This is a genomic window from Burkholderia sp. USMB20 (assembly GCF_000949135.2).
GTDB lineage: Bacteria > Pseudomonadota > Gammaproteobacteria > Burkholderiales > Burkholderiaceae > Burkholderia.
Map to the genome: position 1 here is coordinate 1 of NZ_JTAN02000013.1, position 24,762 is coordinate 24,762.

The window sequence follows — 24,762 nt, forward strand, 5'->3', positions numbered from 1 at the left end:
AGCGAAAGTATCAAGAGTCTCACACTAAAGTAAGTCAGGTTTATGAAGTGATTCATATTCCTGTCAGCTTTGAGTGAGCGACCGGTTCTTAACTGAACCGAAAACAGTAACAGGTTTAAACTGAAGAGTTTGATCCTGGCTCAGATTGAACGCTGGCGGCATGCCTTACACATGCAAGTCGAACGGCAGCACGGGTGCTTGCACCTGGTGGCGAGTGGCGAACGGGTGAGTAATACATCGGAACATGTCCTGTAGTGGGGGATAGCCCGGCGAAAGCCGGATTAATACCGCATACGATCTACGGATGAAAGCGGGGGACCTTCGGGCCTCGCGCTATAGGGTTGGCCGATGGCTGATTAGCTAGTTGGTGGGGTAAAGGCCTACCAAGGCGACGATCAGTAGCTGGTCTGAGAGGACGACCAGCCACACTGGGACTGAGACACGGCCCAGACTCCTACGGGAGGCAGCAGTGGGGAATTTTGGACAATGGGCGAAAGCCTGATCCAGCAATGCCGCGTGTGTGAAGAAGGCCTTCGGGTTGTAAAGCACTTTTGTCCGGAAAGAAATCCTTGGCTCTAATACAGTCGGGGGATGACGGTACCGGAAGAATAAGCACCGGCTAACTACGTGCCAGCAGCCGCGGTAATACGTAGGGTGCAAGCGTTAATCGGAATTACTGGGCGTAAAGCGTGCGCAGGCGGTTTGCTAAGACCGATGTGAAATCCCCGGGCTCAACCTGGGAACTGCATTGGTGACTGGCAGGCTAGAGTATGGCAGAGGGGGGTAGAATTCCACGTGTAGCAGTGAAATGCGTAGAGATGTGGAGGAATACCGATGGCGAAGGCAGCCCCCTGGGCCAATACTGACGCTCATGCACGAAAGCGTGGGGAGCAAACAGGATTAGATACCCTGGTAGTCCACGCCCTAAACGATGTCAACTAGTTGTTGGGGATTCATTTCCTTAGTAACGTAGCTAACGCGTGAAGTTGACCGCCTGGGGAGTACGGTCGCAAGATTAAAACTCAAAGGAATTGACGGGGACCCGCACAAGCGGTGGATGATGTGGATTAATTCGATGCAACGCGAAAAACCTTACCTACCCTTGACATGGTCGGAATCCCGCTGAGAGGTGGGAGTGCTCGAAAGAGAACCGGCGCACAGGTGCTGCATGGCTGTCGTCAGCTCGTGTCGTGAGATGTTGGGTTAAGTCCCGCAACGAGCGCAACCCTTGTCCTTAGTTGCTACGCAAGAGCACTCTAAGGAGACTGCCGGTGACAAACCGGAGGAAGGTGGGGATGACGTCAAGTCCTCATGGCCCTTATGGGTAGGGCTTCACACGTCATACAATGGTCGGAACAGAGGGTTGCCAACCCGCGAGGGGGAGCTAATCCCAGAAAACCGATCGTAGTCCGGATTGCACTCTGCAACTCGAGTGCATGAAGCTGGAATCGCTAGTAATCGCGGATCAGCATGCCGCGGTGAATACGTTCCCGGGTCTTGTACACACCGCCCGTCACACCATGGGAGTGGGTTTTACCAGAAGTGGCTAGTCTAACCGCAAGGAGGACGGTCACCACGGTAGGATTCATGACTGGGGTGAAGTCGTAACAAGGTAGCCGTATCGGAAGGTGCGGCTGGATCACCTCCTTTCCAGAGCTTCTCGCAAAGTTGAGCGCTCACGCTTATCGGCTGTAAATTTAAAGACAGACTCAGGGGTCTGTAGCTCAGTCGGTTAGAGCACCGTCTTGATAAGGCGGGGGTCGTTGGTTCGAATCCAACCAGACCCACCATTGTCTGGCGGTAGGTACCTGAGGAAATCTGTACTCATGGGGGCATAGCTCAGCTGGGAGAGCACCTGCTTTGCAAGCAGGGGGTCGTCGGTTCGATCCCGTCTGCCTCCACCAATCTTCAATGACAAGCGTTCGACTTGGGTCGAGTCTTTGTCATTGGCGATTGAGCCAGTCAGAGTGATACGTAGTATGTATCGGCTGTCGTTCTTTAACAATCTGGAAGAAGTAAGTAATTTGGATAGCGGAAGCGTCTTTGAGATGGACGTGGAAACTATCCGGGTTGTGATTGTATCGATGTATCTCAAGATGATTCGAACTCTATGTTTGACTCAATTGGAATACGGCACAACGCGAGAACTCAACCTGTAACGAGACAGACTCGTTATAGGGTCAAGCGAACAAGTGCATGTGGTGGATGCCTTGGCGATCACAGGCGATGAAGGACGCGGTAGCCTGCGAAAAGCTACGGGGAGCTGGCAAACAAGCTTTGATCCGTAGATGTCCGAATGGGGAAACCCACTCCTTTTGGAGTATCCATGGCTGAATACATAGGCCATGCGAAGCGAACGCGGTGAACTGAAACATCTAAGTAACCGCAGGAAAAGAAATCAACCGAGATTCCCAAAGTAGTGGCGAGCGAAATGGGATGAGCCTTGCACTCTTTATTTGTATTGTTAGCCGAACGCTCTGGAAAGTGCGGCCATAGCAGGTGATAGCCCTGTAGGCGAAAACAGTATGAAAGAACTAGGTGTGCGACAAGTAGGGCGGGACACGTGAAATCCTGTCTGAAGATGGGGGGACCATCCTCCAAGGCTAAATACTCGTGATCGACCGATAGTGAACCAGTACCGTGAGGGAAAGGCGAAAAGAACCCCGGGAGGGGAGTGAAATAGATCCTGAAACCGCATGCATACAAACAGTCGGAGCCTCGTAAGGGGTGACGGCGTACCTTTTGTATAATGGGTCAGCGACTTACGTTCAGTAGCAAGCTTAACCGTATAGGGCAGGCGTAGCGAAAGCGAGTCCGAATAGGGCGTTCAGTTGCTGGGCGTAGACCCGAAACCAAGTGATCTATCCATGGCCAGGATGAAGGTGCGGTAACACGTACTGGAGGTCCGAACCCACTAACGTTGAAAAGTTAGGGGATGAGCTGTGGATAGGGGTGAAAGGCTAAACAAACTTGGAAATAGCTGGTTCTCTCCGAAAACTATTTAGGTAGTGCCTCGTGTCTCACCTTCGGGGGTAGAGCACTGTCATGGTTGGGGGGTCTATTGCAGATTACCCCGCCATAGCAAACTCCGAATACCGAAGAGTGCAATCACGGGAGACAGACATCGGGTGCTAACGTCCGGTGTCAAGAGGGAAACAACCCAGACCGCCAGCTAAGGTCCCCAAATATAGCTAAGTGGGAAACGAAGTGGGAAGGCTAAAACAGTCAGGAGGTTGGCTTAGAAGCAGCCACCCTTTAAAGAAAGCGTAATAGCTCACTGATCGAGTCGTCCTGCGCGGAAGATGTAACGGGGCTAAGCTATATACCGAAGCTGCGGATGCGTGCTTAGCACGCATGGTAGGAGAGCGTTCTGTAAGCCTGCGAAGGTGTCTCGGAAGGGATGCTGGAGGTATCAGAAGTGCGAATGCTGACATGAGTAGCGATAAAGGGGGTGAAAGGCCCCCTCGCCGTAAGCCCAAGGTTTCCTACGCAACGTTCATCGGCGTAGGGTGAGTCGGCCCCTAAGGCGAGGCAGAAATGCGTAGCTGATGGGAAGCAGGTCAATATTCCTGCACCATTGTTAGATGCGATGGGGGGACGGATCGCGGAAGGTTGTCCGGGTGTTGGAAGTCCCGGTCGCTGCATTGGAGAAGGCGCTTAGGCAAATCCGGGCGCAGGATTCAAGGGTGTGGCGCGAGCTTCTTAGGAAGCGAAGCAATTGGAAGTGGTTCCAAGAAAAGCCTCTAAGCTTCAGTCTAACGATGACCGTACCGCAAACCGACACAGGTGGGCGAGATGAGTATTCTAAGGCGCTTGAGAGAACTCGGGAGAAGGAACTCGGCAAATTGGTACCGTAACTTCGGGATAAGGTACGCCCTTGTAGCTTGATGCGCCTGCGCGCAAAGGGTGAAGGGGTTGCAATAAACTGGTGGCTGCGACTGTTTAATAAAAACACAGCACTCTGCAAACACGAAAGTGGACGTATAGGGTGTGACGCCTGCCCGGTGCCGGAAGATTAAATGATGGGGTGCAAGCTCTTGATTGAAGTCCCGGTAAACGGCGGCCGTAACTATAACGGTCCTAAGGTAGCGAAATTCCTTGTCGGGTAAGTTCCGACCTGCACGAATGGCGTAACGATGGCCACACTGTCTCCTCCCGAGACTCAGCGAAGTTGAAGTGTTTGTGATGATGCAATCTACCCGCGGCTAGACGGAAAGACCCCATGAACCTTTACTGTAGCTTTGCATTGGACTTTGAACCGATCTGTGTAGGATAGGTGGGAGGCTATGAAACCGGAACGCTAGTTTCGGTGGAGCCGTCCTTGAAATACCACCCTGGTTTGTTTGAGGTTCTAACCTTGGCCCGTGATCCGGGTCGGGGACAGTGCATGGTAGGCAGTTTGACTGGGGCGGTCTCCTCCCAAAGCGTAACGGAGGAGTACGAAGGTACGCTAGGTACGGTCGGAAATCGTGCTGATAGTGCAATGGCATAAGCGTGCTTAACTGCGAGACCGACAAGTCGAGCAGGTGCGAAAGCAGGTCATAGTGATCCGGTGGTTCTGTATGGAAGGGCCATCGCTCAACGGATAAAAGGTACTCTGGGGATAACAGGCTGATACCGCCCAAGAGTTCATATCGACGGCGGTGTTTGGCACCTCGATGTCGGCTCATCTCATCCTGGGGCTGTAGCCGGTCCCAAGGGTATGGCTGTTCGCCATTTAAAGAGGTACGTGAGCTGGGTTTAAAACGTCGTGAGACAGTTTGGTCCCTATCTGCCGTGGGCGTTGGATATTTGAAGGGGGCTGCTCCTAGTACGAGAGGACCGGAGTGGACGAACCTCTGGTGTACCGGTTGTCACGCCAGTGGCATCGCCGGGTAGCTATGTTCGGAAGAGATAACCGCTGAAAGCATCTAAGCGGGAAACTCGCCTTAAGATGAGATATCCCTGGGGACTAGATCCCCTTGAAGGGTCGTTCGAGACCAGGACGTTGATAGGTCAGGTGTGTAAGCGCAGTAATGCGTTCAGCTAACTGATACTAATTGCCCGTAAGGCTTGATCCTATAACAAGTCTGTTTCGCGCTACAGAGCGCGTCGGACGGGTTGGATTCTCGTGTGTGATACACACAACTCAAAATTACTGCTTCTTCCCAGATTGGTCGCGTTGCGAAGCAACGTGACAACCCTCTTTGCCTGATGACCATAGCGAGTCGGTCCCACCCCTTCCCATCCCGAACAGGACCGTGAAACGACTCTACGCCGATGATAGTGCGGATTCCCGTGTGAAAGTAGGTAATCGTCAGGCTCCCTAAGCCACACCCCTTCCCATCCCGAACAGGACCGTGAAACGACTCTACGCCGATGATAGTGCGGATTCCCGTGTGAAAGTAGGTAATCGTCAGGCTCCCTAAGCCAAGAACCCCCGCCCGAAAGGCGGGGGTTTTTGCATTTGCAGCGCAGAAATGCGCGATCGCTGTAGACGTTGGCGTGGTCGTCGGTGGGCGGAGGCCCCTCGATACAAACTGCATGCTGTCCCGAACCGGCAGATTTCGCAGCCACCACTTACCTCAATAAGGACATCCGGATTGCGGTCGATCCGGCCGTCACTGCCCACCCAGGAACGAAATCTCGCGATTTGATACGATCCAAATGTCGTCGACGAATGCTTGCGTCGACGTTCGTGTTCGAACCAGTGCTTGATGGAGAGAGGGCAGGGAATGAATATCGGCGACGCGTCGCGCGAATCCGGTGTCAGCGCAAAAATGATCCGGTACTACGAGCAGGTCGGCCTTCTTGCGCCGAGCAAGCGGAGTGACGCCGGATACCGCATCTACGGTTCGGATGACGTCCATATTCTGCGTTTCATCCGCCAGGCGCGGCGGCTCGGTTTTCTCGTCGAGGATATTCGCAAGCTGCTGATGCTCTGGCAAGACCGCTCCCGCGCCAGCGCCGAAGTGAAGTCGATCGCCCTCGAACACGTGGCCGAACTCGACAAACGCATCGCGGAATTGAGCGACATGCGCAATACACTTGCCGATCTCGCCGCGCACTGCCATGGTGACGGGCGACCCGAATGCCCGATCTTGGCGCGCCTGGCCGACCCTGTCAGTGAACCAGATTAGTGCACATCCTCGAGGCCGAATAGGAGCCTCGATTCAATATCCTTAAGAATCAGTGGGTTGAGGTGGATAGTTCGTAAACCATTCCAAACAGGAATGGCTTCCATGCAAGCATTTCACTGGCATCTTGGTGCGGCATCGCTATAATTCGGGATAACCCTATACGGGAAATCCCTGAATCTCGATTCGCCAGGGGTCCCCCTTCCTTGGAGAACATCATGATCGCCTACATCGTTGAAAAGCTGAGCAACTGGTTCGAATCCGCAGAGCGTGAACGCCGTGAGGCTTACCTCGCGTCGTCGTCGGACATCGTCCAGCTCGAGAGCCGCATCCGCTCGCTCGAAACCAACGGCTACTCGCTGTAATCGGAGTCACCGTCAGGTGCCGTGTGGCACCGAGCGAAAAGCAAGCCCCGTGTTGACGGGGCTTTGTTTTTTTGTGCGTCCGATCTGGCGAAATCGTCGGCGTGGCGCTATGGTATGGACCTGCTTTTCAATCGGAAGAACACGACCATGCGTTTGCGTCTCGATGTGCGTCACGTTTCCCGCGCGCGTCTCGCTCTGGGGGCCGCGGTGCTCGCTCACGGCATGGCGGCTGGTGCGGCGACGTCGTCCCGGCCGCTGATTCTCGATACGCAACGCGGGATCCAGGATGGCAAGGGCGGCCTGGTGTTGCAAACGGCTCCGTTATCGTCCGAGCCGATCGTTGAGCCCGCAGGCATGCGAGCGCCGGCCGGGCAGGGACCGAATTCTTCGGTCCCGCTGTTTGTCGCGCCGTATATCAATGTGCCGGGCTGGGGTGGGTCGCCGGCCAATCAGCCAAGACCCGCGCCAAGACCGCAGCCGTAACGGAAAACCGTTCGCTCAGTTCCCGCGGTGCTCGATCTGGCACCGCGCGCCGCTGTCCTGTCCCAGGCGCTCGACGAGATAGGGCAGCGCTTCGTTCATGCTCTGCGCGAGCGTGTACGGCGGATTCAGGATGAACATTCCGCTGCCGTAAAGGCCCAGGCCATCTGCCGGCGGATTCGATACCGTCAGCGTCAGGTGCAGCCAGTTGTTCGGCTGCAGGCGCTTGAGCTGCTCCGGAAAACGCTGCGATTCCACCCGCGCAACCTGCGGATACCAGATCGCGTAACAGCCCGTCGCGAAACGCTTCAGGCATTCCGTCACGCAAGTCACCGTGCGCGCGTAGTCCTTCTTGTCCTCATAGGACGGATCGATCAGCACGAGCGCGCGTCGCGGCGGCGGCGGCAGCAGCGCCTTGATGCCCTCGAAGCCGTCACCGGAGAAAATCATCGCGCGGCGCCCCGCATCGCGGAAGTTGTGACGCAACACGTCGATTTCCGTCGTGTGCATTTCGAACAGGCGCATCCGGTCCTGCTCGCGCATCGATCGCCATGCGAGATACGGGGAGCCCGGATAGTAGTGCAGCTCACCGTCGTCGTTCAGCGCGCGCACCTCGTCGATGTAGTCGCCGAGCGCCTCGGGCAGGTTCTTTTCGTTCCACAGCGGCCCGATGCCGGTGTCGAATTCCCCTGTCTTGGCGGCATAACCGTCGCGCAGCGAATACACGCCGGCACCGGCGTGCGTGTCGATGTACCAGTACGACTTGTCTTTCTTGTTCAGGTAGCGCAGCAGCTGGACGACGACGGCGTGCTTGAGCACGTCCGCGTGGTTGCCTGCGTGAAAACCGTGACGATAACTGAGCATGGCTGGCTGCCTGAAACGAAGGGTGAGTCGATGAAAACGGATGATCGCGCGGGGCCGTCGGGCCGCGCGCCAATGCGGCCGCGTATTGTACGCGAGTGGGCGTGAGCCGCCTTACTCGTATGCATCGCCGACGGCCTCCTCGATGCGTTGCTTGATCTCCGGCGTCAGTTTCTCGGCAACGTCGAGCGCGCGCATGTTGTCGCCGATCTGCTCGATTCGCGAGGCGCCCGTAATGACCGAACTCACGCGCGGATTCGCGAGTACCCATGCAATCGCGAGCTGGGCGGCGCTGCAGCCGAGTTCGGTCGCGATCTCGCCGAGCCGTTCGACCACATCGTTGCTGACCGGATCCGTTAGCCGTTCGCGGAGCCAGTCGTAGCCCGGCAATTGCGCGCGGCTGCCCGGCGGTACGCCGTTCCGGTACTTGCCGGTGAGCAGCCCCGATGCCAGCGGGCTCCAGGTCGTCAGGCCGAGGCCGTAGTCGTGATAGAGCCGTGCGTATTCCTGTTCGACCCGGGTACGGTGGAACAGGTTGTACTGCGGCTGCTCGACGACCGGCTTGTGCAGATGGTGCCGCTCGGCAATCTCGTACGCGGCGCGGATCTCGTCGGCGCTCCATTCGGACGTGCCCCAGTACAGCGCCTTGCCGCGTACGATCATGTCGCTCATCGCCCAGACGGTCTCCTCGATCGGTGTGTTCGGATCGGGGCGATGGCAGTACACGAGGTCGACATGGTCGAGCTGCAGCCGGCGCAGCGAGCCGTCGATCGCGTTCAGCAGATATTTCCGGTTCAGTGTGTGGTACTGGTTCGGCGCTTCCGCGAGCCCCCAGAAGAACTTCGTGGACACGAGGTAGCTGACGCGCGGCCAGCCGAGCGACTTGAGTGCCTGGCCCATGATTTCCTCGGATTTGCCACCGGCGTAGACCTCGGCGTTGTCGAAGAAATTGACGCCCGCATCGCGGGCCGCCGCAAGGCATTCGCGGGCGACCCGCTGATCGACCTGGTTGCCGTAGGTGACCCACGAGCCGAGCGAAAGCGCGCTGATCTGCAGGCCGGAGCGGCCTAGCCGTCGATAGTGCATGGGAATCTCCCGCGACTCGGAACCGACCTTAAGCTTAGACGTTTTGCGCGCGAACGGCGGGGCCGATCGTGCACAATAGCGGCTGGCCTTCACCTGCACGACCGCGACGAAAGCGGATGCAGCGGGGCGCGCTTTTTCGATCCGATAACGGAAGGAGACGGACATGGCAGCAGATCTGAACGGCAAGACCGCAGTCGTCACGGGCGCCGCAAGCGGCATCGGCAAGGAAATCGCGCTGGAGCTCGCGAAAGCGGGCGCGGCCGTGGCGATCGCCGACCTGAACCAGGACGGCGCAAACGCGGTTGCCGACGAGATCGTCAAGGCAGGCGGCAAGGCGATCGGCGTCGCGATGGACGTGACCAACGAGGAAGCGGTCAACAGCGGCATCGACAAGGTGGCCGACACGTTCGGCTCGGTCGACATCCTCGTGTCGAACGCGGGCATCCAGATCGTCAACCCGATCGAGAACTACGCGTTCTCCGACTGGAAGAAGATGCAGGCGATCCACGTCGACGGCGCGTTCCTGACGACCAAGGCCGCGCTCAAGCACATGTACAAGGACGATCGCGGCGGCGTCGTGATCTACATGGGTTCGGTGCACTCGCACGAAGCGTCGCCGCTGAAGTCGGCGTACGTGACGGCCAAGCACGGGCTGCTCGGTCTGGCGCGCGTGCTGGCGAAGGAAGGCGCGAAGCACAACGTGCGCTCGCACGTCGTGTGTCCGGGCTTCGTGCGCACGCCGCTGGTCGACAAGCAGATTCCGGAGCAGGCGAAGGAGCTCGGCATCAGCGAAGAGGAAGTGGTGAAGAAGGTGATGCTCGGCAACACGGTCGACGGCGTGTTCACGACGGTGCAGGACGTCGCGCAGACGGTGCTGTTCCTGTCGGCGTTCCCGAGCGCCGCGCTCACGGGCCAGTCGGTCGTCGTCAGCCACGGCTGGTTCATGCAGTAACGGGCTCCGGCACGGGCGGCCGCGCTGCGCGCCGCTTGTGCTGCAGCGAGCATTCGCTGACAGTAGAACGGCATGAAAAAACGCGCTCCGGGGAGCGCGTTTTTTGTTTCGGCAGAGCGGGTTGCCACCCGCTGGCACCGGCTTACTTCAGGACCGCCGCGACTGCGGTGGCGACCGCGTCGAGATTGCGCGTGTTCAGTGCAGCAACGCAGATCCGGCCGGTGCCGACTGCGTAGATGCCGAACTCTTCGCGCAGGCGATCGACTTGCGCCGAGGTCAGGCCCGAATACGAGAACATCCCGCGCTGCGCGTTGATGAAGCTGAAGTCGCGATCGACGCCGCTCGCCTTCAGGCGCTCGACGAGACCGTTGCGCATCGCGCGGATGCGGTCGCGCATTTCGCCGAGTTCCTGCACCCACGCAGCATGCAGTTCCGGCGACGCGAGCACGGCCGCGACGACGGCGCCGCCATGGGTCGGCGGGTTCGAGTAGTTCGTGCGGATCACGCGCTTCAGTTGCGACAGCACGCGCGTCGCTTCTTCCTTGCTCGACGTGATGATCGACAGCGCGCCGACGCGCTCGCCGTACAGCGAGAACGACTTCGAGAACGACGACGACACGAACGCGTTCAGGTCGGCCGCGGCAAACAGACGCACCGCGGCGGCATCGGCCTCGATGTTCTCGCCGAAGCCCTGGTAAGCGATGTCGAGGAACGGCACGAGGTTGCGTGCCTTGACGACGTCGACCACCTGCTGCCATTGCGCTTCGGTCAGATCCACGCCGGTCGGGTTGTGGCAGCACGCGTGCAGCACGACGATCGTGCCGGCTGCATAGCTGTTCAGCGCCGACAGCATGCCTTCGAAGTTCACGCCGTTGGTTGCTGCGTCGTAGTACGGGTACGCGACGACTTCGAAGCCGGCCGCTTCGAACAGCGCGCGGTGGTTTTCCCAGCTCGGGTCGCTGATCGCCACCTTCACGTTCGGGTTCACGGTGCGCAGGAAATCGGCGCCGATCTTCAGTGCGCCCGTGCCGCCCAGGGCCTGCGCCGTGACCACACGGCCTGCGGCGATCAGCGGCGAATCGTTGCCGAGCAGCAGCTTCTGCACCGCTGCGTCGTACGCGGCGATCCCGTCGATCGGCAGGTAGCCGCGCGGCAGGCCGGCGTCGACACGCGCCTTTTCCGCTTCGCGAACGGCGCGCAGCAGCGGAATCTTGCCTTCTTCGTTCGTGTACACACCGACGCCGAGGTTGACCTTGGTCGGACGCGTATCGGCGTTGAAGGCTTCGTTCAGGCCCAGGATCGGGTCGCGGGGAGCAAGCTGGACAGCGGAGAAGAGCGACATGATGATTCGGCAGTAGTGAAAAGAGGGTCAGGCTTTCAGCCGGCGGGGCGGGCGCAGCGGACCGCGCGCCAACGGGCACGGCGCCGGAAAGCGCAGCAGCCTGACATTGTAGCGAATTCACGCTGCCGGAGGCGGCGATTGCGCGCCGAATTGCGATTTCGGACCGCTGCCGCGCGTCAGGAGCCGTCAGCGGTCCGCAACGCCGCGAAGCGCTAGAATAGTTTTTTTGCCCTCGCTCCGGCCGCACTCCATGTCCGAACATCACGCCGAAGTCGGCGACGCGCTCGACGAATCGAAATTCGTGACCTTCGAAGGGTCGCCGTTCCAGTTGTACCAGCCATACCCGCCCGCAGGCGACCAGCCGACCGCGATCGAAACGCTCGTCGAAGGTGTCGGCGATGGCCTCGCATTCCAGACGCTGCTCGGCGTGACGGGTTCGGGCAAGACCTTCACGATGGCCAACACGATCGCGCGGCTCGGCCGCCCGGCCATCGTGTTCGCGCCGAACAAGACGCTTGCGGCGCAGCTCTACGCGGAGTTCCGCGAGTTCTTCCCGCGCAACGCGGTCGAGTACTTCGTGTCGTACTACGACTATTACCAGCCGGAAGCGTACGTGCCGCAGCGCGACCTGTTCATCGAGAAGGATTCGTCGATCAACGAGCACATCGAGCAGATGCGGCTGTCGGCGACGAAGAGCCTGATGGAGCGCCGCGACGTGGTGATCGTCGCGACGGTGTCGGCGATCTACGGTATCGGCAATCCGTCCGAATACCACCAGATGATCCTGACGCTGCGCACCGGCGACAAGCTCGGCCAGCGCGACGTGATCGCGCGGCTGATCGCGATGCAGTATTCGCGCAACGAACAGGACTTCCAGCGCGGCACGTTCCGTGTGCGCGGCGACACGATCGACATCTTCCCGGCTGAGCATGCGGAACTGGCCGTGCGCGTCGAGCTGTTCGACGACGAGGTCGAGACGCTGCAACTGTTCGACCCGCTGACCGGGCGCGTGCGGCAGAAGATCCCGCGCTTCACCGTGTATCCGTCGTCGCACTACGTGACGCCGCGCGACACCGTGATGCGGGCGGTCGAGACGATCAAGGACGAATTGCGCGAGCGCCTCGAGTTCTTCCACCGCGACGGCAAGCTCGTCGAGGCGCAGCGCCTCGAGCAGCGCACGCGTTTCGACCTCGAGATGCTGCAGGAACTCGGCTTCTGCAAGGGCATCGAGAACTACTCGCGGCACTTCTCGGGCGCCGCGCCCGGCGAGCCGCCGCCGACGCTCGTCGACTACCTGCCGCCCGATGCACTGATGCTGCTCGACGAATCGCACGTGCTGATCGGCCAGCTGAACGGCATGTACAACGGCGACCGCGCGCGCAAGGAAAACCTCGTGAACTACGGTTTCCGGTTGCCGTCGGCGCTGGACAACCGGCCGCTGAAGTTCCCCGAGTTCGAGCGCAAGATGCGCCAGGTGGTGTTCGTGTCGGCGACGCCAGCCGACTACGAGCAGCGCGTGACGGGGCAGGTGGCCGAGCAGGTGGTGCGGCCGACCGGGCTCGTCGATCCGGAAATCGAAGTGCGCCCGGCAAGCTCGCAGGTCGACGACGTGCTGACCGAGATCAACGCGCGCGTGAACGCCGGCGAGCGCGTGCTGATCACCGTGCTCACGAAGCGGATGGCCGAGCAGCTCACCGAGTTCCTGGCCGACCACGGCGTCAAGGTGCGCTACCTGCACAGCGACATCGACACGGTGGAGCGGGTCGAGATCATCCGCGACCTGCGGCTCGGCACGTTCGACGTGCTGGTCGGGATCAACCTGCTGCGCGAGGGCCTCGACATTCCGGAAGTGTCGCTGGTCGCGATTCTCGATGCGGACAAGGAAGGCTTCCTGCGCGCCGAACGCTCGCTGATCCAGACGATCGGCCGCGCGGCGCGCAACGTGAACGGCAAGGCGATCCTCTATGCCGACAACATGACCGAGTCGATGAAGCGCGCGATCGGCGAGACCGAGCGGCGCCGCGCGAAGCAGATCGCGCACAACGAGAAGATGGGCATCACGCCGCGCGGCGTCGTGAAGCGCATCAAGGACATCATCGACGGCGTCTACAACGCCGACGAAGCGCGCGCCGAGCTGAAGGAAGCGCAGCAACGCGCGAAGTTCGAGGACATGTCGGAAAAGCAGATCTCGAAAGAGATCAAGCGTCTCGAAAAGCAGATGGCCGACTATGCGAAGAACCTCGAGTTCGAAAAGGCCGCGGCGACGCGCGACCAGCTTGCGTTGCTGCGTGAACGCGTGTTCGGCGCGAACGTGGGCGACCACGTCAACGGCGGCCGGTAAATCTTTCCAAACGTCACTGAAACCTTCGGGTAACACCGTTGTAAGCCTTGTCGGATCAGGGGTTTACGCGGTGTCTCGTTTGTTCCGGAGCCGGTTCGGTGCTAAACTTCGCAAGTATTGAGAATAGTTCGCATTAACGTTATTCGTTGCGTTAGTGTTTCCAGCGCGCGGACCTGACCGGCGGCGCGCAAGTCACCAGACAAATAACAAGGAGTGTCCATGTTGGGTTCTTCGTTCATCCGCACGTCGGTTGCGGTAGCGGCGGCGCTTGCCGCGATGTCGGCAACGGCAGCCGAATATCCGATCGGCAAGCAGCAGATCCAGGGCGGCATGGAAATCGGCGCGGTGTACCTGCAGCCGATCACGATGGATCCGGAAGGGATGATGCGCAAGGCGTCGGATTCCGACATCCACCTCGAGGCGGACATCCACGCGGTCAAGAACAACCCGACGGGTTTCGCGGAAGGCGACTGGATGCCGTACCTGCAGGTCACGTACAAGCTGACGAAGCAGGGCGATACGAAGTGGAAGGCTGAAGGCGACCTGATGGGCATGGTCGCGAGCGACGGCCCGCACTATGGCGACAACGTGAAGCTGGCCGGCCCGGGCAAGTACCACCTGACGATGACCGTCAAGCCGCCGATGCAGTCGGGCCACATGGCGTTCGGCCGTCACGTCGACAAGGAAACGGGCGTGGGCGCGTGGTTCAAGCCCATCACCCTCGAATACGATTTCCCGTTCGCCGGCATCGGCAAGAAGGGCGGGTACTGATCGGTGGCATCACGGACGGCGCGCTTCGGCGCGCCGTCGGCGTAGAGAACCCAGAATGAAATTTCCCCAGAAAATCGTCGCCGCAGCCGCCGCGCTGTGGCTCGCCGGCGCGGCGCATGCCGCCGATCTGCCGACGTTCAAGCTCGAGATGACGGACGGCAAGCTGAATCCCGCCCGTATCGAAGTGCCGGCCGGGCAGCGCTTCAAGATCGAGATCCGGAATACCGGCAAGGGCGCCGCCGAATTCGAGAGCGTGCAGCTGCGCAAGGAAAAGGTGCTTGCGCCGGGCGCCGATTCGTTCGTAGTCGTCGCCCCGCTGTCGCCGGGCGAATACAAGTTTTTCGACGATTTCCACCAGCAGGCACAGGGCGTGATCGTCGCGAAGTAATGCGTTTTATCTGCGTGCGGGCGTACGCGTGCCTTGCCCCGCACGTCAGGAGGATTCAATGGGTCAGATCTTGTTCATCGTCTGGCGGGAGAGCGTCGAAGCGCTGCTCGTCGTCGGCATCCTCTATGCATGGCTGAAGAACGGCGACGACGACGCGCGCCGTGGCCTGCCCTTTCTCTGGACGGGCGTGGCAGTCGGCCTGCTGATGGCCGTCGGTCTCGGCGCCGCGCTCGTCGGCTTTACCGAAGTGCTGTCCGGCGACGCGCAGGACTATTTCCAGACCGCGATGGTGCTGATCGCGTGCGTGCTGATCGTGCAGATGGTGCTGTGGATGCGCCGGCACGGCCGCACGCTGAAGCGCGACATGGAGCAGTCGCTGCAGCAGAGCACGCGCGATTCGAACTGGTGGGGCGTCGCCGTGCTGGTCGCGCTCGCGATCGCACGCGAAGGCAGCGAGACGGTGATCTTCCTGTACGGCCTCGGTTTCGGCCAGTCGGGGCACGTGGACGGCGGCCAGATGCTCGCGGTCGTGATCGGCCTCGGCCTCGCGCTCCTCACGTTCTATCTGCTGCAGCTCGGCGGCAAGTTCTTCTCGTGGCGGCATTTCTTCCGTGTCACGGAAGTGATGCTGCTGTTCCTCGGCGCGGGCCTGTTCCAGACCGGCGTCGACAAGCTGATCGACAAGGAAATCCTGCCGCTCGGCATTTCGCAGGTGTGGGACACGTCGGGGATCCTCGATGATTCCGGCACGTTCGGTTCGCTCGTCGCGACGCTGACCGGCTATCGTGCGCATCCGGCGCTGACCAACCTGGTCGCCTATGCGGTGTACTGGGCGGTGGTCTGGCTGCTGATGAAGCGCGCGAGCCGTCGTCCGGCCGTTCCTGCAGGCCGCGCGGCATGAGTGTCGTCGCAGCAGCCAAGCCGGGCTGGCTCGCGCAGGCCGGCCAGTGGATGCAGCGCCACGGCGCGGTGATCCGCGGCATCCAGTGGGTCGTCGTCGGCGTCTACGCATTCCTGATCATCGTGCCGGCGGTGTTGCCGCTGCCGGACGATTCCGCGCACCTCTGGAACAATCTCACGCTGATTGCGCAGTTCGTGTTCTGGGGCATCTGGTGGCCGTTCGTGCTGTTGTCGATGGTGATGCTCGGCCGCGTCTGGTGCGGCGTGCTGTGTCCGGAAGGCGCGCTGACCGAATATGCGAGCAAGTTCGGCCGCGGCGGCGCGATTCCGCGCTGGATGCGGTGGGGCGGCTGGCCGTTCGTCGCGTTCGGGCTCACGACGATCTACGGGCAGATGGTAAGCGTGTACCAGTACCCGCTCGCGGTGCTGTTCGTACTCGGCGGCTCGACCGTCGGCGCGATCGTGATCGGCGTGCTGTACGGCCGCGAGAAGCGCGTGTGGTGCAAGTATCTGTGCCCGGTCAATGGCGTGTTCGGGCTGCTCGCGCGGCTCGCGCCGATGCGCTACAAGGTCGACGAGGGTGCGTGGCGCCGCTCGTACAAGAACGGCGAGCACGGGCATCGCGTGATTCCGATCAATTGCGCGCCGCTCGTGCCGTTGCGCAACATGAAGGGCGCCGCCGCCTGCCACATGTGCGGCCGCTGCAGCGGGCACCGCGACGCTATTGAGCTGTCGTGGCGCTCGCCGTCCGACGAGGTCGTGAACCTCGGCGCGCAGCAGGCGAGCCCGTGGGACACGGCGCTGATCCTGTACGGCCTGCTCGGCGTCGCGATCGGTGCGTTCCACTGGACCGTGAGCCCGTGGTTCGTGCAGATCAAGCAATGGCTCGCGGGCTGGCTGATCGATCACGACATCACGTGGCCGCTCGAGACCAATGCACCGTGGTTCCTGCTCACGCACTATCCGGATCGCAACGACGTGTTCTCGTGGCTCGACGGCGGGCTGATCGTCAGCTACATCGTCGGCACGGGGCTCGTGTACGGCACCGCGCTGCTCGTGCTGCTGGCTGGCGCGACGCTGATGCTCGGACGCTTCGATCGCACGCGTCTCCATCACCTCGCGCAGGCGCTGATCCCGATCGCAGGAGCCGGCGTGTTCCTCGGGCTGTCTGCGACGACGCTGTCGCTGCTGCGGGCCGAGCACGTGCCGCTCGGCTGGGCAGCCGACGTGCGCATCGCGATTCTGGTCGGCGCGAATGCGTGGAGTGCCTGGCTCGCATGGAAAGTGACCGGGCGCTATGCGGCATGGCCGCGCCGGCTGGCTGCATTCGCGTGGTTCGCCGCAGGCCTGGCCGTGGTCGACAGCGCATGGTGGCTGATGTTCTGGGGTTTCTGATGCGGGATTGAAGGCCTTGCGGCCGGGTTCCGGCGCAACCGGAGAGGGTGGTCCCGCTGCGTGGCTCCGGAACGCGTCGAAGCCGCAGCGCAGACAACCGCGATGCTTTTTCCCTTGCATCCGGACGCCCAAACGAAAAAGCGACACGTCCTTCGACGTGTCGCTTTTTTCTTCCTTGTGCGAGAACCAAAAAAGTGGCTTGGCTTGCTGCAACGGCTGCTTGAGTGTGTTTGCACGAAGGGGTCTAGATCTCGCGTGCAAGCCGTTACGCTGGCTACTGCCCAACACCTCTCAGGGAGGTGGTCCCCACAATACTCTGTCGTTACTTCGTCAGGATCAGTTTGCCGAGCCGCGTGGCACGCAACTGATACGTCTCTCCGTTATGCGCGATGCTGATGTGACTGTGGCCTTGCAGCAGCGCATCGCTGCTGAGAGTCCGGGTGCCGGCATCGCGGCTACTAGCGGCGGGTTTCGCCGGCGTCGTGACCGCCGCCGTCTTCTGACGGTTGGCGCTTGCGGTGCCGGTCGGGCGGCGCAAGCTCAGCGTGGTCGGGCGCGTGGTGTCGGTCATTCGGTTGATCGGTGACTGTCGATACGATGGAATGAATTCTAAATGATAACTATTCCCATTTACAAAAACTCTTTATCGATCGATATGACGAATCCGATAGCCTGAGTCAAATGGGCGGCCCGCAGGCCGCCGCCGACGTCAGTGGAGCGGGTCGGGGTCCTTGCGCCCCTGAGCGTATTCGCGAATCAGGCGCACGGTGTCGATGTCCGACGTGCGATACGCTTCCTTGACGATGCCGTGCGTCTGGCGCGCTTCCTCGCTGTCGTCCGTGACGGTCAGCGTCGTGCGGTATTCGAAGCGCAGGAACAGCTCGTGGTCGTCGCGCTCCTCGATCGTCATCGTCAGCGAGCCGCCGATTTCGCCGCCGGCCGCGTGGATGTCGTAGCGCACTTGCTGGTTCGGGGTGAACGTCACGCGGTCGCGCACGGTCGCATGCCCGTAGTGCAGTTCGCGTTCGAGCGTCGTGTCCGTCCGTTCGTGGACGACACAGCTGTCGAGGCCGATCACGAACAGCTGCGGCTGTTCGGCGCGCAGTACGAGGCCTTCCCAGAGCTGGTCGCGGGTCAGGGACGGCACGGCCGGATCGTCGGAGTTGATCTGGATCAGATGTTCGAAGTTCACGAGGGCGGGTTCCTTCTGGTGGCGGGCAGCCACATGGTTCAAGAAGTCATTGTGACGCAAAACGAGCGGTTTCGCGGCACCTGCGCCCCCGTCGGACGTCACGCTTCGATGCGACCCATGCGGCCGGTCTGGTAGTCGACGACGGCCTGCCGGATCTCTTCCTCGGTATTCATCACGAACGGGCCATAGCGGACGATCGGCTCGTTGAGCGGCACGCCGCCGATCAGCAGCAGGTCGAGCGGCGTATCGCCGGCCTCGAACGTCACCGCATCGCCGTCGTCACCGTAGACGACCATGTTCCGTGCGTCGACCGGCTGCCTGTCGGGCCCGTAGCGGCCGGCTCCGTCGAGCGGGTAGGCGAACACGCGATACCCTGCCGGCACCGGCTGCGTGACCGTTGCGCCCGGTTGCAGCGTGAAATGCTGGTAGAGGATCGGCGTGCGCGTCTCGATTGCCGCACGCACACCGAACGCTTCGCCGGCGATCACGCGGACTTGCGCGCGGCCGTCCGGCGACGTCGCGCTCGGGATGCGGCCGGCCGGGATCTCCTGGTAGCGCGGTGCGATCAGCTTGTCGCGGCGCGGCAGGTTGACCCACAGCTGGAAGCCGTGCGAACGTCCGCCGGCCCGAGCGAACTCGGGATCCGGCATTTCGCTGTGCACGACGCCCGCGCCGGCCGTCATCCACTGCACGTCGCCGGGCCCGAGCGTGCCGGCACGGCCGGCCGAATCGCGATGACGAAAACGCCCGTCGAGCACGTAGGTGACGGTCTCGAAGCCGCGATGCGGATGGTCGGGCGCGCCCTTGGCTTCGCCAGGGGCATAGTCGACGGGGCCCATTTCATCGAGCAGCAGGAACGGATCGAAATCCATCAGCAGCCGGGTCGGGAACGGACGGTGAACCACGAAGCCGCCGCCTTCGGTCGTGCGAAGCGCGGGGTACGTGCGGTCAAGCGAGCGAGCGGTCGTCATGCATAAGCCCTCGATAACATCGGAATAGCGTCATTTTTGAAACATAGCGCTATTATATTGGGCGTTTTACCGGCCGATTTGCGGCGGTTCGCAATGGATTGTTCTGAAATTGGAACGATGACATGAACATCGATGCACACAACCTGAACGACCTCATGTACTTTTCGCAGGTCGTCGAACACGGCGGTTTCTCGGCGGCGGAACGCGTGCTGGGCATCTCGAAATCACGCCTGTCGCGGCGCCTGACCGAACTCGAGGCGGCGCTCGGCGTGCGCCTGCTGCAGCGCTCGACGCGCAAGCTCGCGCTGACCGAGGCGGGGGAACTGTTCTACCAGCATTGCCAGGCGATGCTCGCCGAGGCCCAGGCCGCGATGAACGCCGTGCAGCAGCTGCGCGCGTCGCCGCGCGGCTCGGTGCGCGTGAGCGTCCCCGTTACCCTGTCGCAGACGATGCTGTCGCGCATCCTTCCCGAATTCCTGCACCGCTATCCCGAGGTCAAGGTGCACATCCGTGTGACCAACCGCGTGATCGACCTGTTCGAGGATTCGATCGACGTCGCGTTGCGCGTGCGCTCGGAGCCGCCGCAGAACGCGAACATCGTCGTGCGGCCGCTGTGGCGGACCGAGCAGATGCTGGTCGGCGCGCCGAGCCTGCTGAACCAGAATGCGCCGCCGCTCGTGCCGGACGATCTGGCCCATTTCGAGACGCTCGATACGCCGAGCGTCGACGGGCGGCACGTGTTCAGCCTGATCGCACCGGATGGCTCGCGTCATTTGCACGAGCACGATCCGCGGCTCGTGACGGCCGACCTGATGACGATCCGCGAGGCCGTGCTCGACGGCCTCGGCATCGCGGCGCTGCCCGAGATGATGTACGGCAATGCATTGCGCGCGGGGCAGTTGTCGCCGGTGATGCCGGGCTGGACGCTGCCGGTGCCGCAGCTCTACGCGGTGTTCGTGTCGCGGCAGGGGATGCCGCCCGCGGTGCGCGCGTTCGTCGACTATCTGGTCGAGAAGCTCGACCACGGCGAATACAAGCAGCCGGGCTGTCCCGAGCGCGCGAAGAAGGATGCGGCGGCGGCCGATGCTTCGGCCACCTGAATGCAAGATGCGCGGCGTGGCAAATTTGTTTTGTCATTGAAGCGCCGCCTGCAATCGCAAGTTTCAATCGCCGGGACCTTGAATGCATCCGCGGGCAGGCCTATATTGAAATCCCATTTCGCGAAGGAAGTTCTGAGCGGAATCAGGTGGCCGCATATATTGCGAGCCAGATAGGGCAGAACGCGCAGTCCGTGCAGACCACGGTAGCCGCATTTGCGTTGCTCGAGGCGCAACCGATACCGCCGAAGAGCCCGCCGCCCGAAGGCGCCCGCGTGCGCATGAAAAAAGGCCTTCATCTGGCGATGAAGGCCTTTTACTTTGTGTGCGGCCGGCTAGGCGCTGCCGGCTAGGTGTGGCCGGCTAGGTGTGGCCGGCGAGGCGTCGCCAGCCAGGTGCGGCCAGCCACGCGAAACCGGTGAAGCGCTACGACCCAGCCATTCGGCGACGCGCGAAACGCGCGTGCGTTACTTCGCCTTCGCAGTCGGCTCCGTCACGAAGCCGAGCTTCGTCAGGCCGCCGGCCTGCGCATCGGACATCACTTCGGCCACCCGTTCATAGGCAACCTTGCGATCGGCACGCAGGTGCAACTCCGGTTGCGGCTGATGCTGTGCCGCTTCCGCGATGTGCGCCTGCAGTTGCTCGCGCGTGACCGTCTGTTCGTTCCACAGGATCGTACCGTTGCCCTGGATCGCGACGTCGACGGTCTGCGGCTTTTCGTCGACGGGCTGGCTGCTCGCGTGCGGCAGGTCGATCTTCACCGCATGCTGCATCGCCGGGATCGTCACGAGGAAAATGATCAGGAGTACGAGCATGACGTCGACGAGCGGCGTCATGTTGATCTCGCTCATCACGCCATCGTCGTCGTCATCGCTGAAGCCGGTGTTCATTGCCATGGTTCACCCCGTCTCAGCTGGCGCGCGAAGCAAGGCGCAGGCCGTCGCGGGGCGACGACGATGCGAGGCGCGCACCCGTCACGAAGTACGCGTGCAGACCGTGCGCGAAGCGGCGCAGCTTGCTGACGACACCCTTGTTCGCGCGGGTCAGTGCGTTGTAGCCGAGCACCGCGGGAATCGCGACGAACAGGCCGAAGGCCGTCATGATCAGCGATTCGCCGACCGGGCCCGCGACCTGGTCGATCGACGTCTGGCCGGTTGCGCCGATCGCCAGCAGCGCGTGGTAGATGCCCCAGACCGTGCCGAACAGGCCGACGAACGGCGCCGTGCTGCCGATCGACGCGAGAATCGCGAGACCGGCCTGCATGCGCGAGATGCCTTCGTCCATCGTGTCCTTCAGGCAGCGCGTGACCCAGTCCGACACGTCCATGCGGTCGTGCAGGTGCGGTTGCGTCTGATGGTGGTGATCGGCGGCTTCCTTGCCCGACAGCGCGAGCGCGAGGAACGGGTTGTCGCTCGGCGTCGATGCGGCGAGGCCGAGCTTCTTGATGCCGTCGTCGAAGTCGTCCGAATGCCAGAACGCCTGCTCGGCATTCTTCGTGAGACGGTTCAGGCGAACCACGTTCCAGCCCTTGACGATGATCACGATCCACGACAGAACCGACATCACGAGCAGCGTGATCGCGATGGCGCGCGTGACGAAATCACCTTGCGCCCAGACGTGCGCGATACCGTAGCTTTGCATTTTTGTTTCCTTTGAATCTTCCGAATGAGGCGGGTTAATCGTCGAGCGTGAAGTTGAAGGGCAGCGTATGGGCGGCGCGAATCGCTTGCCCGTTCTCGATGTACGGCGGACAGGTGCTGGCGCGCGTCGCATCGAGCGCGGCTTCGTCGAGACGCGGATAGCCGCTGCTCTTCTGCAACTGGACGCTTTCGATCTTGCCCGTCACGCCGATGATGAAGTGAACATAAGCCGTGCCCGTTTCGCCGCGGCGGCGCGACATCGACGGATAGGTGGGCTTCACGAAATTGCAGCTGAGTGCCGATACGTTCTTCGGCGCGCTGACCTGCATCGTCTCGCGAGCCGGGCCGGGTGCGGCGGCCGGCGCGGCAGGAGCAGGCGCGGCGGGAGCGGGTGTCGGATCGGCAGCCGCCGGCGCGGGCGTCGGCGACGGGGATTGCGCGACCGGCTGAGGCGTCGGCTTGACCGCCTTCTGCACGGGCTTCGGCTCGACCTTGGGCTTCTCGCGCGGCACGGGCTTCGGCGGCGCGGGCTGCGCGGCCGATTGGACCGCGACCGGTTGAGCGGCAGGCGCAGGCGGGATGAGTTGCGCGGTGATCGACTGGACCTCGATCTCTTTCGGCGGCGGCGCGTTGCGATGGAGCCAGGCGGCCGCCAGCATGATCGCGTGTGCGGCAAGCACACCGACCGCGACGGTGATGACCCGGGGATTCATACGTGGGGCAGCCGGCAGGACGCCGGCAGGAGCGGATTGCGAAGCCTGCATGTTAGCTTGAAAGGACGACGTCGCACCCGGGGCGCGGCGGGTGAATCGGTGTTACTTGCGGAAGATCAGCAGCGAGATGCACACGGTGGTCACAAATCCGATCAGCAATTCCATGACAGGCTCCTTGGCAGGTAAGCCGCTGGCTCGCGCGGAAGATGGCTTGCTGACGGTCGGACATCAAATGCGGCCGCAGCCGCGTGCGTACGCTCGGCGCCGCTCAGGCGGCCTTGCGATCGTAGAACGTGACCGGGATCGGGTGAGCGTGGTGCTCGACGCCGCACCGGCTCGCGCAGACGCCTTGCTCGGCCATGAGGTCGCGTACGGACTCCTCGCACTTGCCGCAGCACGTGGCCACGCCGAGCTCGAACTGGAGTTCATCGAAGGAACTCACGCCCTCGGCGAGGGACGCGCGAATCTTGCGATCGGAAACAGACTTGCACACGCAGACGATCATGATGAGTTGCGATAGCTAACGTTAATGCGAATTATTATCATTAAATTTGCGGGCGTTGACAAGCCTGGGTTCGGCTTTTTTTAAGGTCATCGGACCCTTGAAATGGAGGATGCGGCGCAGCCGCGGCGGGAGAGGGCGAACCGGCGGCATGCCGGCCCGCTTCAGGCGGTCGCGCAGGCGCGCGCGTTCGGCGAGGCAATGGTGACGGATTCGATCGGAACGTCGAGGCCGAGCAGCGACGACGCGAGCGCGCGCAGTTGCAGGCCGTCGCTCGTCGAGCAGAAGCGCGGCGGCGCGGCACGCGTGCCGGCCGGCGCGCGCAGGCCGCGTTCGTCGAGCACGCGCGTGAGCTGGCGGGCGATCGCGTCGCTCGTGTCGACGATCGTCAGGCGGTCGCCGACAAGGTCACGAATCGTTTCCGTGAAGAACGGGTAGTGCGTGCAGCCGAGCACCAGCGTATCGGCGCCGTCGTCGAGCATCGGCTGCAGGTAACGCTCGAGCAACGCACGCAACGCGGGCGAGTTCGTGTCGCCGCGTTCGATCGCTTCGACGAGCCCGTGGCCGGGCTGGCAGATGAAGCGGCGGCCCGCGCCGTAACGGTCGAGCAGCGCCTGGAAGCGCGGGCTGTTTAGCGTCGATTGCGTGGCGAGCACGCCCGCGATACCGGTCGCGGACACGGCCGCGGCCGGTTTGATGCCCGGCTCGACACCGACGAGCGGTATCGCGAGGCGTTCGCGGATGGCCGCGATCGCCCGCGCCGTTGCCGTGTTGCATGCGATCACGAGCGCTTTCGCCCCTTCGCGGGCGAGCCACTCGCCGATGGCGAGCGTACGCTCCGTAATGAACGCCTCGTCGCGCGGACCGTACGGTGCATGGTGCGAATCGGCGACGTAGACGAACGACTCGCCGGGCAGGTGCGCGCGCACGGCGCGCAGCACCGACAGGCCGCCGAGCCCGGAATCGAAGATGCCGACGGGGGCGGCGGGGTGGTTCGTCATCGTCATGCTGAAGGCGAGGTGGCGATCGAGGGGGGGACGATTACTCGGGCGAACCCATCATCGTCTGCTGGTAGTTCTGCAGGCCGACCTTGCCGATCAGGTCGATCTGCGTTTCCAGCCAGTCGATGTGCTCTTCGGTGTCGTCGAGGATCTTTTCGAAGATCTCGCGCGACACGTAGTCACGCACCGATTCGCAGTAAGCGATCGCTTCCTTGCACGTCGACTGCGAGATCTGCTCGAGCTTCAGGTCGCACTTCAGGATCTCTTCGGTTTCCTCGCCGACCAGCAGCTTGTGCAGATCCTGCAGGTTCGGCAGGCCGTCGAGCATGAACACGCGCTCGATCAGCCAGTCGGCGTGCTTCATTTCGCCGATCGATTCGTCGTATTCGTGCTTGCCGAGCTTGTCGAGGCCCCAGTGCTTGTACATGCGCGCATGCAGGAAGTACTGGTTGATCGCCGTGAGTTCGTTCTTCAGTTGGGCGTTCAGGTATTCGATGACTTTCTTGTCGCCTTGCATGGCTGTTCCTTGTTCAGTGAGGCTTCAGAAACCGAACGATAATCGCTCGAACGGGAAAAGCCAAGCCTCGGAGCCTTGCCGGGCCTGCCTTTTGCCGGGAATGAGAATCAGCGTCGAAGCACCGGCCGCGCA

22 protein-coding genes, 2 tRNA genes and 3 rRNA genes are annotated in these 24,762 nt (G+C 61.9%); 15 read left to right on the top strand and 12 right to left on the bottom strand.

The features are described from left to right. Positions 1-117 precede the first annotated feature (117 nt). The 8 genes from PL79_RS17300 to PL79_RS17340 all read left to right on the top strand — a co-directional run bounded on the left by PL79_RS17300 (position 118) and on the right by PL79_RS17340 (position 6,964). Positions 118-1,650, top strand: a 16S ribosomal RNA gene (locus PL79_RS17300). A gap of 63 nt (positions 1,651-1,713) precedes the next feature. Beyond that, a tRNA-Ile gene (locus tag PL79_RS17305) sits at positions 1,714-1,790 on the top strand. Between the two features lie 38 nt (positions 1,791-1,828). Next, positions 1,829-1,904: transfer RNA gene (locus tag PL79_RS17310), tRNA-Ala, on the top strand. Positions 1,905-2,178: 274 nt separating this feature from the next. Next, positions 2,179-5,060 (top strand): 23S ribosomal RNA (locus tag PL79_RS17320). A 129-nt stretch (positions 5,061-5,189) separates the two neighbouring features. After that, positions 5,190-5,302, top strand: a 5S ribosomal RNA gene (gene rrf, locus PL79_RS17325). Together the 16S, 23S and 5S rRNA genes with 2 tRNA genes alongside form the textbook arrangement of a ribosomal RNA operon. 412 nt (positions 5,303-5,714) lie before the next feature. Continuing rightward, a complete protein-coding gene (gene cueR, locus PL79_RS17330) occupies positions 5,715-6,119 on the top strand; it encodes a Cu(I)-responsive transcriptional regulator (RefSeq protein WP_044849283.1) in 405 nt (134 codons plus the stop codon). Positions 6,120-6,334: 215 nt separating this feature from the next. Then, on the top strand, positions 6,335-6,481 hold the full coding sequence (locus tag PL79_RS17335) for a DUF3563 family protein (RefSeq protein ID WP_081053322.1): 147 nt from the start codon (positions 6,335-6,337) through the stop codon (positions 6,479-6,481). Between the two features lie 114 nt (positions 6,482-6,595). Continuing rightward, positions 6,596-6,964 (top strand): hypothetical protein, encoded by a 369-nt coding sequence (locus PL79_RS17340; protein ID WP_082088780.1) that lies wholly within the window; start codon positions 6,596-6,598, stop codon positions 6,962-6,964. 15 nt (positions 6,965-6,979) lie between these two features. On the opposite strand, the gene PL79_RS17345 is transcribed toward PL79_RS17340, so the two are convergent. Further along, a complete protein-coding gene (locus PL79_RS17345; RefSeq protein WP_044849284.1) occupies positions 6,980-7,825 on the bottom strand; it encodes a 23S rRNA (adenine(2030)-N(6))-methyltransferase RlmJ in 846 nt (281 codons plus the stop codon). Between the two features lie 111 nt (positions 7,826-7,936). Beyond that, positions 7,937-8,908 (bottom strand): potassium channel beta subunit family protein, encoded by a 972-nt coding sequence (locus PL79_RS17350; protein WP_044849285.1) that lies wholly within the window; start codon positions 8,906-8,908, stop codon positions 7,937-7,939. A 163-nt stretch (positions 8,909-9,071) separates the two neighbouring features. Here PL79_RS17350 and PL79_RS17355 point away from each other — a divergent pair, with 163 nt between their 5' ends. Then, positions 9,072-9,860 (top strand): 3-hydroxybutyrate dehydrogenase, encoded by a 789-nt coding sequence (locus tag PL79_RS17355; RefSeq protein ID WP_135801082.1) that lies wholly within the window; start codon positions 9,072-9,074, stop codon positions 9,858-9,860. 142 nt (positions 9,861-10,002) lie between these two features. Here PL79_RS17355 and PL79_RS17360 read toward each other — a convergent pair whose 3' ends face one another. Next, positions 10,003-11,202, bottom strand: coding sequence for an amino acid aminotransferase (locus PL79_RS17360; RefSeq protein ID WP_044848989.1), 1,200 nt, complete (start codon positions 11,200-11,202; stop codon positions 10,003-10,005). Positions 11,203-11,452: 250 nt separating this feature from the next. On the opposite strand from PL79_RS17360, the gene uvrB reads away from it, so the two are divergent. From uvrB to PL79_RS17390, 5 genes are all read left to right on the top strand, one after another. Further along, on the top strand, positions 11,453-13,543 hold the full coding sequence (gene uvrB / locus PL79_RS17370) for an excinuclease ABC subunit UvrB (protein WP_044848990.1): 2,091 nt from the start codon (positions 11,453-11,455) through the stop codon (positions 13,541-13,543). A gap of 219 nt (positions 13,544-13,762) precedes the next feature. Further along, positions 13,763-14,314 (top strand): iron transporter, encoded by a 552-nt coding sequence (locus PL79_RS17375; protein ID WP_044848991.1) that lies wholly within the window; start codon positions 13,763-13,765, stop codon positions 14,312-14,314. Between the two features lie 55 nt (positions 14,315-14,369). Further along, positions 14,370-14,702, top strand: coding sequence for a cupredoxin domain-containing protein (locus PL79_RS17380; RefSeq protein ID WP_006760846.1), 333 nt, complete (start codon positions 14,370-14,372; stop codon positions 14,700-14,702). A 58-nt stretch (positions 14,703-14,760) separates the two neighbouring features. Next, complete coding sequence (locus PL79_RS17385; RefSeq protein ID WP_044848992.1) at positions 14,761-15,603, top strand: FTR1 family iron permease; 843 nt, start codon at positions 14,761-14,763, stop codon at positions 15,601-15,603. Then, the gene (locus tag PL79_RS17390; RefSeq protein WP_044848993.1) at positions 15,600-16,997 is read left to right on the top strand and encodes a 4Fe-4S binding protein; all 1,398 of its coding nucleotides are present in this window, start codon (positions 15,600-15,602) and stop codon (positions 16,995-16,997) included. Before PL79_RS17385 ends, PL79_RS17390 begins: the two co-directional genes overlap by 4 nt. Before the next feature lie 322 nt (positions 16,998-17,319). Here PL79_RS17390 and hemP read toward each other — a convergent pair whose 3' ends face one another. From hemP to PL79_RS17410, 3 genes are all read right to left on the bottom strand, one after another. Then, on the bottom strand, positions 17,320-17,568 hold the full coding sequence (gene hemP, locus PL79_RS17400) for a hemin uptake protein HemP (protein WP_044848994.1): 249 nt from the start codon (positions 17,566-17,568) through the stop codon (positions 17,320-17,322). Positions 17,569-17,706: 138 nt separating this feature from the next. Continuing rightward, a complete protein-coding gene (locus PL79_RS17405) occupies positions 17,707-18,189 on the bottom strand; it encodes an SRPBCC family protein (protein ID WP_044849005.1) in 483 nt (160 codons plus the stop codon). A 98-nt stretch (positions 18,190-18,287) separates the two neighbouring features. Continuing rightward, a complete protein-coding gene (locus tag PL79_RS17410) occupies positions 18,288-19,160 on the bottom strand; it encodes a pirin family protein (RefSeq protein WP_044848995.1) in 873 nt (290 codons plus the stop codon). Between the two features lie 122 nt (positions 19,161-19,282). Here PL79_RS17410 and PL79_RS17415 point away from each other — a divergent pair, with 122 nt between their 5' ends. Continuing rightward, positions 19,283-20,260, top strand: coding sequence for a LysR family transcriptional regulator (locus tag PL79_RS17415; protein WP_044848996.1), 978 nt, complete (start codon positions 19,283-19,285; stop codon positions 20,258-20,260). Positions 20,261-20,724: 464 nt separating this feature from the next. Here the strand turns inward: PL79_RS17415 and PL79_RS17425 are convergent, their stop codons facing one another. The 6 genes from PL79_RS17425 to bfr form a co-directional block, all read right to left on the bottom strand. Further along, positions 20,725-21,153, bottom strand: a complete 429-nt coding sequence (locus PL79_RS17425) for an ExbD/TolR family protein (protein WP_044848998.1) — start codon at positions 21,151-21,153, stop codon at positions 20,725-20,727. Between the two features lie 13 nt (positions 21,154-21,166). Then, on the bottom strand, positions 21,167-21,898 hold the full coding sequence (locus tag PL79_RS17430) for a MotA/TolQ/ExbB proton channel family protein (protein ID WP_044848999.1): 732 nt from the start codon (positions 21,896-21,898) through the stop codon (positions 21,167-21,169). Positions 21,899-21,932: 34 nt separating this feature from the next. Continuing rightward, positions 21,933-22,661 carry an energy transducer TonB gene (locus PL79_RS17435; RefSeq protein ID WP_044849000.1) on the bottom strand — a complete coding sequence of 243 codons (729 nt, stop codon included), beginning with the start codon at positions 22,659-22,661 and terminating at the stop codon, positions 21,933-21,935. A gap of 217 nt (positions 22,662-22,878) precedes the next feature. Next, entirely contained in the window at positions 22,879-23,115 is a 237-nt protein-coding gene (locus tag PL79_RS17440) for a (2Fe-2S)-binding protein (protein WP_011885486.1), read from the bottom strand. Between the two features lie 161 nt (positions 23,116-23,276). After that, positions 23,277-24,113, bottom strand: coding sequence for a glutamate racemase (murI, locus tag PL79_RS17445; protein ID WP_235879281.1), 837 nt, complete (start codon positions 24,111-24,113; stop codon positions 23,277-23,279). A gap of 40 nt (positions 24,114-24,153) precedes the next feature. Then, positions 24,154-24,630: a bacterioferritin gene (gene bfr / locus PL79_RS17450; RefSeq protein WP_006482753.1), complete on the bottom strand. Its 477-nt coding sequence runs from the start codon at positions 24,628-24,630 to the stop codon at positions 24,154-24,156. Positions 24,631-24,762 lie beyond the last annotated feature (132 nt).